Origin of the sequence: Dellaglioa algida DSM 15638 (genome assembly GCF_001434695.1) — a bacterium.
Taxonomy (GTDB): Bacteria; Bacillota; Bacilli; order Lactobacillales; family Lactobacillaceae; genus Dellaglioa; species Dellaglioa algida.
Map to the genome: position 1 here is coordinate 1 of NZ_AZDI01000016.1, position 11,313 is coordinate 11,313.

General features: G+C 38.2%; 12 protein-coding genes and 1 riboswitch. Of the genes, 9 read left to right on the plus strand and 3 right to left on the minus strand.

Annotation, left to right across the window (positions count from 1 at the left end; all coding sequences use genetic code 11):
- Positions 1-178, plus strand: a 178-nt coding sequence (locus tag FC66_RS07565; protein ID WP_157052017.1) for a cold-shock protein, incomplete at its 5' end; no start/stop codon positions are given.
- An 85-nt stretch (positions 179-263) separates the two neighbouring features.
- Here FC66_RS07565 and FC66_RS07570 read toward each other — a convergent pair.
- From FC66_RS07570 to FC66_RS07580, 3 genes are read right to left on the minus strand one after another with little or no spacing between them, the layout of a single operon-like run.
- Positions 264-1,343, minus strand: a complete 1,080-nt coding sequence (locus FC66_RS07570; RefSeq protein ID WP_057974784.1) for an LCP family glycopolymer transferase — start codon at positions 1,341-1,343, stop codon at positions 264-266.
- 22 nt (positions 1,344-1,365) lie between these two features.
- On the minus strand, positions 1,366-1,737 hold the full coding sequence (locus tag FC66_RS07575; protein ID WP_057974785.1) for a DUF1634 domain-containing protein: 372 nt from the start codon (positions 1,735-1,737) through the stop codon (positions 1,366-1,368).
- Position 1,738: 1 nt separating this feature from the next.
- The gene (locus FC66_RS07580; protein ID WP_157052018.1) at positions 1,739-2,581 is read right to left on the minus strand and encodes a sulfite exporter TauE/SafE family protein; all 843 of its coding nucleotides are present in this window, start codon (positions 2,579-2,581) and stop codon (positions 1,739-1,741) included.
- A 186-nt stretch (positions 2,582-2,767) separates the two neighbouring features.
- Between FC66_RS07580 and FC66_RS07585 the strand changes: the two genes are divergently transcribed.
- From FC66_RS07585 to serS, 8 genes are all read left to right on the plus strand, one after another.
- A complete protein-coding gene (locus FC66_RS07585) occupies positions 2,768-3,415 on the plus strand; it encodes a phosphatase PAP2 family protein (protein ID WP_057974787.1) in 648 nt (215 codons plus the stop codon).
- Between the two features lie 4 nt (positions 3,416-3,419).
- Positions 3,420-3,941 (plus strand): GNAT family N-acetyltransferase, encoded by a 522-nt coding sequence (locus tag FC66_RS07590; protein WP_057974788.1) that lies wholly within the window; start codon positions 3,420-3,422, stop codon positions 3,939-3,941.
- 84 nt (positions 3,942-4,025) lie between these two features.
- The gene (locus FC66_RS07595; RefSeq protein WP_057974789.1) at positions 4,026-4,559 is read left to right on the plus strand and encodes an Rrf2 family transcriptional regulator; all 534 of its coding nucleotides are present in this window, start codon (positions 4,026-4,028) and stop codon (positions 4,557-4,559) included.
- Between the two features lie 139 nt (positions 4,560-4,698).
- Positions 4,699-6,378 (plus strand): acetolactate synthase AlsS, encoded by a 1,680-nt coding sequence (gene alsS, locus FC66_RS07600; protein ID WP_057974790.1) that lies wholly within the window; start codon positions 4,699-4,701, stop codon positions 6,376-6,378.
- Positions 6,379-6,405: 27 nt separating this feature from the next.
- Positions 6,406-7,119: an acetolactate decarboxylase gene (gene budA / locus FC66_RS07605; RefSeq protein WP_057974791.1), complete on the plus strand. Its 714-nt coding sequence runs from the start codon at positions 6,406-6,408 to the stop codon at positions 7,117-7,119.
- 44 nt (positions 7,120-7,163) lie between these two features.
- Positions 7,164-7,347, plus strand: a riboswitch (Lysine riboswitch).
- A 123-nt stretch (positions 7,348-7,470) separates the two neighbouring features.
- On the plus strand, positions 7,471-8,901 hold the full coding sequence (locus FC66_RS07610; RefSeq protein WP_057974792.1) for an amino acid permease: 1,431 nt from the start codon (positions 7,471-7,473) through the stop codon (positions 8,899-8,901).
- A gap of 8 nt (positions 8,902-8,909) precedes the next feature.
- Positions 8,910-9,641 (plus strand): M15 family metallopeptidase, encoded by a 732-nt coding sequence (locus FC66_RS07615; protein WP_225428634.1) that lies wholly within the window; start codon positions 8,910-8,912, stop codon positions 9,639-9,641.
- Positions 9,642-9,918: 277 nt separating this feature from the next.
- Positions 9,919-11,187 carry a serine--tRNA ligase gene (serS, locus tag FC66_RS07620; protein WP_057974794.1) on the plus strand — a complete coding sequence of 423 codons (1,269 nt, stop codon included), beginning with the start codon at positions 9,919-9,921 and terminating at the stop codon, positions 11,185-11,187.
- Positions 11,188-11,313 lie beyond the last annotated feature (126 nt).

An 11,313-nucleotide genomic window follows, 5' to 3' on the forward strand; every position in this document is an offset into this window, starting at 1 on the left:
GTTTAACGCAGATAAAGGTTTTGGTTTCATTACTCGCGAAGATGGTAGCGATGTATTCGTACATTTCTCAGCTATCCAAGGCGACGGTTTTAAAACATTAGATGAAGGTCAAAAAGTAACTTTTGACGTTGAAGATAGTGACCGTGGACCTCAAGCAGTTAACGTAAACAAAGATTAATTTAAAACTTAAACAACTTGCTGTTATAGTAAGTTGTTTTTTTGTACAAAAAAGACCGTCAATATGAAGTTGACGGTCTTAAATATTATTTACGCGTGGTATTAATTTTGGCATTTGGCATTAACGTGTTGCCTGTTTCGGCGTGAACAAGATCGAGTGCATCACGTAGTTTATCAGTGATACGCTGCTTTTCAGCCTCATCAGCAATTTCGAAGGCCTCACCGTTGACCATTGTGCCTGTTCCCTGTAAATGATCCGATTTTGAATGATGAGTTGATTTACGATAATTTGTTCCCAGAACGGTTAAATCATCAAAGCTTAAATCAGTTTTTAGTTGAGATGACATGGTATTTAAAAATTTCTGATTCAATAGATTTTGAAGATTGGTACTCTTCAAGGCAACCGCCATGATAATTTGACGTTGTCGGGTTTGACGACCATAATCACCGAGTGGATCGTCATAGCGCATACGAGCATACGATAATGCTTGTTTACCATTTACATGACTCTTAACGTCTTTTTTAAAGCTCGCACCACCGTATGAGAAGGTTAATGGTGATTTGACGTCAACGCCGCCAACGGCATCAACCAATGATTCTAAGCCCCCCATGTTAATTGTCGCATAGAAATCAATTGGTACATTTAAGTATTTTTCAACCGTTTTGACGGCCGTTGCGGCACCACCGTATGCGTAGGCGGAGTTGATTTTGCTTGGAAAGTCAGATTCATGATCCGAGATAGCAACTTCGGCATCGCGAGGTAGACTAACTAAAGTCATTGAACTCGTTTTCGGATTAAGCGTAGCAACAATCAAAGTATCCGTACGGCCACCCGTTTTAGCACGTCCTAGAGCACCATCATCGGAACCTAAAAGTAAGATGGAAATGGGGTTGCCATCATTCAAAACGGATGAAACGTTACGAGACTTAGCGATTTTAGTTGATGTATAAATTTTATCGGCCGCATTTTTGGCATTCGAATACTTTTGATAGGCGTAGATACTACCGCCGATGGCGAGGATTAAAATAACTAATGCAATTAAACGACGGCGTTTCTTATTTTTTTTCTTTTTATGTCCTTTTTTTTCGCGTTTTGGTAATGGCGTTGAACCATTTAATCTTTGATACGCTTGTTCCCTTTGATATTCTTCTCGACGACTTGACATGAAAACGTTCCCCTTTAATTAATTAGTGTCCACCAATGAAAAAGCCAGCAATTAAAATGGCTAAAACAATGACGGTAATTTTAACGTATAAGTAATCTTTTTCTTTGTAGAAGGCGTAGATTGAAACAACAACCCGAAGAATTGGTGTTAATATGAGAAAAAATAAACCGAGCATCATGATTGCGTATGGTTTTAAAGCACCAATTCCTGAAATAATAGCAGTAAACGAAGTTGGAAATGTGTTCCCCGGATAGCCCGTCGAACCGGTAACTAACGATAAGACAAGGCCAATAATCATAATGGTAGCAGAGACGAAAACCCCGGCTCTTAAAATTTTGCCAATCATTAATTCAATTTTAGCCATTTCGGCTGATGTTTTATTATTTTCATTCATGCTAGATAGACACCCCGAATCCTTTTAAAATCATCTGAGTACTGACGTAGAGCAAGACCGGTACAAAAATTAGACGAATGATTTTTGCGGGTAAATATTGCATCACGCGTGAGCCAATAGATGACCCAACCAAAATTCCTAATGCCAGTGGGACCGCAATGTCGGGCCTAATTGAACCATTAAAAAAGTAAACGGTGGCACTTGCAGCGGCGGTTACACCCATCATTAAGTTACTTGTTGAACTTGATGGTTTTAGTGGCATCTTCATTGCAGTATCCATGGCCATAACTTTAAAAATACCTGAGCCAATACCTAAGAGACCACTAGCAACCCCCGCACCTAACATAATAGCCATACCGCCCGGAACGTTTTCAACTTGATAATCAATTTGTTTTTTTAATTGTTTATCATAATAAGAGCTATTTAATTTGAATTTAGTTGATAAGTAATCCGGGTTGGCTGATTTGAGAACTTCCTCGCCAACAAATATTTTTTTGAGCATGTTGTAGACTGAGAGTAGCAAGAAAGCACCAAATAAAATAAAAAGAAATGATGTATTGAAGATACCGGTTAGAAGGGCACCACCAATGGCGCCGATTGTTGTCGCAATTTCTAAAAACATGGCAACTCTTAAATTTAAGACGTCATCTTTTAAAAATGCAATTGTAGCACCGGAACTTGTTGCAATAACGGCAATAATACTGGCTCCGATGGCATATTTAATGTCTAAACCCATCATTAAAGTCAGAACGGGAGTGACAATGATACCGCCACCTAACCCTAAGATTGATCCTAGTGCGCCTGCCACAATACCGGCGACAAGCATAAGTAGTAGCATATTCATTATTTATATCCAATCCTTTTCTAAATTTATAAACATGGCTTATTTTACCATAAAACAAGCAAAAATTGAGCGTTCACTGAATTTCTGTATGAAATTTTAAGATTTACATTCTCTGACTTTAATTGAATTGAAAAATATGATAAATTATGGGAAAGAAATAGACAGAGATTAGGGGGTTGGAGAGTGATGATAAAAAATAAGAAGTATCTTGTTTTTTTAGCGGTTATCTGTGGTGGATTATTCTTGAAGTTAACGTGGTTAGTTGTTATTAAGAATGGATTCATTCTAGATATTGATGACTATATAACGGCAATAATTAGGGCTCAACCATCGACACAATTACACCAAGTCATGTGGATGATTAGTTGGTTAAGTAGTCCAATGATGATTTTTCTTTATTCAATTATTGTAATGGCTATTTTATATCAATTACGCGGTTTAATCCCCGTTGTGTGGGTCGGTGTTATCATGTTAAGTGGCGAATTTCTTGTTACGTTTCTTAAAAATACCATTCAGAGACCCCGGCCGGTTGGTCATGGCTCAATTGGTGGGTTTAGTTTCCCAAGTGGTCATACGTTTGGTGTAGCGTTATTTTGCCTAGTTGTCATGAGTATTATGATGTTAGAATTTAAAAATAGTCGACAAATCTTGATTAATAGTTTATTAGTCGTATGGATTATATTAATCATGGTTTCAAGAGTTTATTTGCGGGCCCATTTTCCAACGGATACAATAGGTTCTGTTTTACTAGCATCGACATGGACATCAATCGCGTTAATGATATATCCAACTTTAAAATTAAAATGGTTAAAGAAATTTAATATCGAGGGCTAAGAAGATGAATCAATATGAAACGAGTCGATTAATCGTCCGCCCACTAAGGGCTTCAGACGTAACTGATATCTATGAATACGCGCAGCTAGAAAATGTCGGTCAATCTGCGGGCTTTGTTCCCGTCAATTCATCGGTCGAGGCCAGTTTATTTATTGCAACATTGCAAAAACAAGGGATTTTTGCGATTGAGCTTAAAGCTACGCGAAAGGTAGTTGGCAACATTGGCTTATATGAAGTCATCGATGAGGATCAGGAACCTAGTTTAACGATTAAAGAGATAGGGTATGCATTAAATCCAGCTTTTCAAAATCAAGGAATCATGACAGAAGCAGTTCAAGGATTGTTAACAGCAGTTCGAATTGGCTCTTTAAAACGAATAATGGGTGTAACAACGCTTGAAAATGAAGCGTCAATTCAGGTTTTAAAAAAATCAAGCTTTCAATTTATTGAGAAAAGGGAAGTTCCATCGGTCTTTAGTCCGGCTGAGTTAATCGTCGAACTAGTGTACGCGATTGATTTAAACTAATAGGTACCAATTATTAACGACATATGGTATCCTTAATGCGATATGAAAAACGGTTTCAAAATTATTTGATTGGGGTGACTGATGATGCAATTAACAAAAGGATTTGAACAAGCAGCTTGTATTATTTCTTTATTGGCAACACAAAATAGAGGTGTGCCAATATCATCGCAAGTGATTAACGCGCGTCTTGGAGGGTCACAAACCTATTTACGAAAAATTATGCGTAAGTTGGTCGTTGCGGGTCTTGTGAAATCTATTTCTGGTAATAATGGTGGATTTACATTGGCAAGGGATGCCAAAGATATTAATTTATTAGAAATTGTGGAGGCCACTGAAGGCAAAATCGAAACCTATCCTAATTATGGTTTTTTTGATCGCGTATTCCGCGAATTTAAACAAGATACAAAAAAAGCAACAGCGGTCATTAACAATGTGTTCACGGAGGCGGATAAACGTTGGGCCGATTATTTGGAGTCGCAAACGGTTTATCAACTCATCTCCGCAACGTTTGGTGAATCTGAAATTCCTTTAATTAACTGGAATGAAGAGGATATTAGTGGTCAACATAAGTTGATTATCCAAAAAATTGTTGAAAATGTAACAGGAAATCATAAATAATAAATGAAAACATGATTAGCCGTAACTGGGTTAATCATGTTTTTTGTATAAAGCTTATATTTTGTAAGCAAAAACGATGGTTATTTATTTATGCAAATGCTATCATACGTAGTGTTAATAGAAATATGGAGGAATCATAATGTCAGATAATAAATATTACGGCGCAGATGCCATTGTCGATAGTTTAATAAACCATGATGTGAAATACGTATTTGGAATTCCGGGTGCGAAGATTGATCGCGTTTTTGAGAAATTAGAACATCCAACGAACCCTAAGTCACCAGAATTAATTATTACACGTCACGAACAAAATGCGGCATTTATGGCTGCTGGTGTTGGTCGTATCACGGGTAAACCAGGGGTTGTACTAACGACTTCTGGACCGGGTGCAAGTAATTTAGCAACTGGTGTTGTGACTGCGACAGCAGAAGGTGATCCCGTTTTGGCTATTTCTGGGCAGGTTAAACGTTCAGATTTAACGCGCTTAACGCATCAAAGTATGAATAATACAGCATTATTTGAACCTATTACTAAATACAGTGCAGAAGTTCAAGAACCCGAAAATATTTCAGAAGTGATTGCCAATGCTTACCAAGAAGCTGAGGCCGCAAAACAAGGGGCAAGTTTCGTCAGCGTACCGCAAGATGTAACGGATTCAGAAGTGAAAACAAAGGTCATTCAACCTTTGATGGCACCTAAATTAGGGCCAGCTAGTCCAGTTGAAAGTACCCTTTTAGCACAAGAAATTAAATCAGCAAAATTACCTGTCCTGCTTGTGGGGATGCGTGCGTCTTCACCTGAAGTCACGCAAGCTATTCGTAATCTGGTTGAAGCAACTAACTTACCCGTTGTTGAGACATTCCAGGCTGCTGGTGTGATTTCTCGTGAATTAGTTGGTGATTTCTTTGGCCGTGTCGGTTTATTTAGAAATCAACCAGGGGATCAATTACTTAAAAAGAGTGATTTAGTCATTACAATTGGCTACGATCCCATTGAGTACGAACCACGTAACTGGAATGCCGAAGGAACGGCAAATATTGTTGTTGTCGATGATATGCGTTCAGAAATCGATCATAATTTTCAACCTAAAAAAGAGTTGGTCGGTGATATTGCACAAACACTTGAATTTTTATTGCCATACATGAAAGGTTACCAAATGGCTTCTGAGTCACGTGAGTACTTGGATGGGCTACAAGAAAAATTACAAGCAAGAGATGAAGCACCAGTTGTGACTGATGAAACTTTGACTAGTCACCCATTGAGTATCATCCGTGAACTACAAAAACGCGTTTCAGATGAAATGACTGTGACCGTTGATGTCGGAAGTTTCTATATTTGGATTGCGCGTCATTTTAGAAGTTACGAACCTCGTCATTTGTTATTCAGTAACGGGATGCAAACGTTAGGTGTTGCGTTACCTTGGGCAATTTCAGCGGCGTTGGTCCGACCAAATACGCAGATTGTGTCAGTTTCTGGGGATGGTGGCTTTTTATTTTCAGCACAAGACTTAGAAACAGCAGTTCGCTTGAATTTAAATATTGTTCATATTATTTGGAACGATGGTCATTATGACATGGTTAAATTCCAAGAAGAAATGAAATATGGTAAATCTGCTGGGGTTAATTTTGGCCCAGTTGATTTCGTGAAATACGCTGAAAGCTTTGGCGCAAAAGGTTTACGCGTTGAAAAAGCACAAGATTTAGCTAAAACATTAGATGAAGCATTTGCAACAAATGGTCCTGTAATTGTTGATGTCCCAGTTAACTACAAAGACAATCAAGAATTAGGTCAATCAATTTTAATGGATCAATTGTACTAAAAATAATGATGAAAAGGGGTTAATTCAATGCATGAGACAAATAAGATTTATCAGCATGGTACTTTGGCAACTTTAATTGAAGGATTATATGAAGGCACACTTTCCGTTGGAGAACTATTAAAACATGGTGATTATGGAATTGGAACTGTCGGCGATTTAGATGGTGAAATGATTGCCATGGATGGAAAGGCATTCCAAATCACCTCAGAAGGTCAAGTTAATCAGCTTACCGATGATGTTCTTGTCCCATTTGCGACGGTTCATTTTCATCAGCCAGACGTTTCTATTCAATTTGAGAATGTGGCGGGTAGCATCTTAGAGGAACAATTGCTAGAATTATATCCTTATCAAAATTTATTTTTTGGAATTGTTATTAAAGGAACATTTAGTAAAATGAGCACACGTTCGGTTGCTAAACAAAGTAAACCTTACCCAACCTTAACTGCCGTGACCGCTGAGCAATCGGAATTTAGCGCGGAACATATTGATGGCACAATTGTTGGTTATTTTACGCCTAAGTTATTCCAAGGGATTGGTGCAGCCGGATTTCACCTACACTTTTTATCCGATGAAATGGATATGGGCGGTCACATTTTAGATTATCATTTAGAGAATGGGATGGTTAGTTTACAACCGTTTAGTTCACTTGAACAACATTTTCCGATTGAAAATGATGCTTTTTTAAAGAGTAACGTTAATGTCGCGAAATTACACGATGAGATTAAATTGGCAGAAAACTAAGTTCTGGCTTGCAAAAATTTAGTGAATTGATTATAGTAGGAATTATCGAAAGAAGAGGATGCAGTTTTCATGAGTATGTTTAACGAGGCAATTAAGTGCTGAAGAACTTAAACAGAAAGGGTAGACTGCCGAAGTGGACGCTAACTTAAATTTAGTGACTGCTGGGTTTTGGCTTAATAAGTCAAAGACTGTCGTGGTCAATAACGACCACGGGGCGCTTATAACGATTTGACTGAGTCTATTAATCTGAGTCTTTTTGTATAACGCGTAATAGTGTTGTATAAGAAGGCTCTTTTCTTTTCTCAATTTTAAAAATCACGAGTGCTCCTCTATATATAGGGGGGATTTCAAATGGCAGAACAAGAAGGTATGCATCGAGAACTAAAAACAAGGCATTTATCTATGATTGCTTTGGGTGGAAGTATTGGAACGGGATTATTCGTGGCAAGTGGATCAGCAATTTCAAAAGCAGGTCCGGGTGGCGCACTATTGGCTTATGCCGGAATCGGAATTATGGTCTACTTTTTGATGACGAGTTTGGGTGAAATGGCAACGTATTTACCAGTTTCGGGTTCGTTTGCGGTGTATTCAACGCGGTTTGTTGACCCAGCAATGGGTTTTGCAATGGGTTGGAACTACTGGTTTAACTGGGCAATCACGCTAGCCGTTGATATTAGTACGGCGGCATTGGTTATGCAATTTTGGTTGCCGGATGTGCCGGGCTGGATATTTAGTACGGTCTCGTTGGTCATTATTTTCGCAATTAATGCACTATCTGTTAAATCATTTGGTGAAACTGAGTATTGGCTATCAATTATCAAAGTTGTAACGGTTATCGTTTTCTTGGTTGTTGGTGTCCTGACAATTTTTGGTATTCTTGGTGGACATGCAACGGGTCTTGAAAACTTTACGATGAAAAAAGCGCCATTCGTTGGTGGTGTTCCAATGATTTTAAGTGTCTTCGTTGTTGCCGGTTTTTCGTTCCAAGGAACTGAATTAATTGGTATTACGGCGGGAGAATCAGAAACGCCTGAAAAGAGTATTCCAAAGGCAATTAAACAAGTATTTTGGCGAATTCTACTATTCTATATCTTTGCAATCTTTGTTATTGCGGCAATTATTCCATATACTAGTCCAGATTTACTTGGATCAAGCGCATCGGATATTTCAATTAGTCCGTTCACACTTGTCTTCCAAAGAGCTGGGTTAGCCTCGGCTGCAAGTATTATGAATGCCGTTATTTTAACGTCGGTCCTTTCTGCGGCAAATTCAGGAATGTATGCGTCAACGCGAATGCTACATTCACTTGCAGAACAAGGTTACGCGCCTAAAAAGTTCAGAAAAACGAATAAACGTGGCATTCCAATGGCAGCTTTATGGGGAACGACATTTATCGGATTACTGACATTTTTAGCAAGTGTCTTTGGATCAAGGGTCTATGTCTTCTTGCTCAGTGCAAGTGGATTAACTGGGTTTATCGCTTGGTTAGGGATTGCAATTTCACACTATAGATTTAGAAAAGCGTTTGAAGCGCAGGGACACAAAGTATCAGAATTAAAATACTCGGCAAAATGGTTCCCGGTTGGCCCAATTTTGGCACTTATCCTTTGTATATTAGTTATTCTTGGACAAGATATCCAATCATTCCAACATTTTGATTGGGAAGCCATATCGGTTAGTTATATGAGTATTCCATTATTCATTGTCCTGTACACATACTATAAAATACGTTATAAAACAAAATTAATTCCATTGAAAGATGTTGATTTATCGAAGAAATGAGGCGCGTCTTGATTAGAAAAAAATGGATGGTAGTAACATTGGCAATGTGTATCTTATTTTTAGGTGCTTGTGGTAAAAAAGCGGACACGACATCAACTCATCAAGAATCGAAAGTCGTTAAAAAAAGCGAACTACCTAAAAATGTAAAAAGTAACGATTGGAATTTAGTGTTGGTCAATTCTGATCATAAATTAAAGCAAGAATTGGATTTTAAACAGGTAACGGATGGTAGTATTGTTATAAATACTAAAATAGAAAGTGCTCTGAACGAATTTGTAGCAGCTGCAAGCAAAGCTGGATATAAAGCTTCACTCGTATCGGGTTATCGATCAATCAGCTACCAAAAAGAAGTCTATGCAGATTCAATTCAGAGTTATGAAAATTCTGAAAAATCGGTTTCTGAGGCTGAAAAGCTGACTAAAGAATACGTGGCTGCACCGGGATCTAGTGAGCACCATACTGGACTGGCTGTCGATATTATGTCATCAAATTGGTACGCTCAGCATGGTGATTTAGACAATAGTAGCGAAAAAGATAAAGGTCAAAAGTGGTTGATGGATCATGCAGTGGATTATGGATTTATTTTAAGATTTCCAAAAAATAAAGAGAAATCAACGAAAATTGACTATGAAACGTGGCATTTTCGCTATGTTGGTAAAGATAACGCAAAATATATAGTTAAGCATAATTTGTCGTTGGAAGAATATATAACGTTACTCAACAAAGAAGGCAAGAAATAAACTTGCAATTTGGCGGGTCAACGCTTATTATTAAAGTAATAAATAAACACGGAAAACGTTATAAGTAGGCATTTAAGAGACGTAATGGTGGTGAGAATTACGAAGCTGAAAATCCGGCGTGAATAAGTGGGTGGGTAATGCCACACGGGAGACCGTTATTAATTTGAGTGTGACAAATAGCTATTTGTCGAACTTGGGTGGTACCGCGAAAATAAGCCTTTCGTCCCAATTAGTGGATGAGTGGGCTTTTTTTATACAAAAAAAGGAGGAATAAGGCATGTTAGATATTAAAATGATCCGCCAAAATGTTGATGAAGTGAAGGAACAGTTAGGTAATCGAGGAGTTAAACCCGAGATTATTGAAGAAATAGTTGCAAAAGATCGCAAACGTAGAGATATTATTGTTCAAACGGAAACGTTAAAGAAGCAAAGAAATGATGTTTCACAAGCCATTGCACAATTGAAACGTAATAAAGAAAATGCGGATGCTCAAATTGAAGAAATGAAAAAAGTTGGGGATGCTATAAAGGCATTCGATGAAGAATTAAACGGTTTGGACGAAGAGGTAACTGATATGGCGTCACGCTTGCCAAATATGCCAAACAAGACGATTCCAGTTGGACCTGATGAAGATTCGAACGTTGAATTAAGAAAAGTCGGAACGCCAAGAACATTTGATTTTGAGCCTAAAGCGCATTGGGAAATCGGAGAAAAATTAGATATTTTGGATTTTGAGCGTGGTGCTAAAGTGGCGGGTAGCCGTTTCTTGTACTATAAGGGTTGGGGCGCACGGTTAGAACGCGCACTATATAACTTTATGCTTGACGAACATGCAGCCGATGGGTATACGGAAATCATTCCGCCATACGTTGTTAATGATGAATCAATGTATGGAACGGGACAATTTCCTAAGTTCAAGGCGGACGTTTTTCAAATTGAAAATGAAAATTTAACGTTAATCCCAACGGCAGAAGTCCCTCTAACTAATTACTATAGAGATGAAGTTATCCCGGAAGAAAAATTACCAGTTTATTTCACAGCTCTTTCACCATCGTTTAGGTCTGAAGCGGGAAGTGCAGGTAGAGACACTCGTGGTTTAATTAGATTGCATCAGTTTAACAAGGTAGAAATGGTGAAATACACTAAACCAGAAGATTCATATGCGGAGTTAGAAAAAATGACGAACGATGCGGGAAGAATCATGGAAAAATTAGGATTACCTTACCATGTCATCACGTTATCAACCGGAGATATGGGATTTTCTGCGGCAATGACGCATGATTTAGAAGTTTGGTTACCAGCCCAAGATATGTACCGTGAAATCTCAAGTTGTTCTAATACTGAGACGTTCCAAGCACGCAGAGCACATATCCAGTACAGAGATGATAATGGAAAATTACAGTTTGTCCACACGTTGAACGGTTCAGGATTAGCTGTTGGACGTACGTTGGCTGCGGTTCTTGAAAATTATCAAAATGAAGATGGATCGGTAACAGTTCCAGAGGTTCTTCGACCATATATGGGCGGATTGGATGTAATTAAGTAAAAATTTGTAAAAACGGCTTGTACCCACATTCATGGGTCCGGGTCGTTTTTTGTTGCAATAAAGGCGGTTATTTTTGAATTTTTAAATTTATCTGCAATGAAGTGTTGACACGAAGTATACCGGATG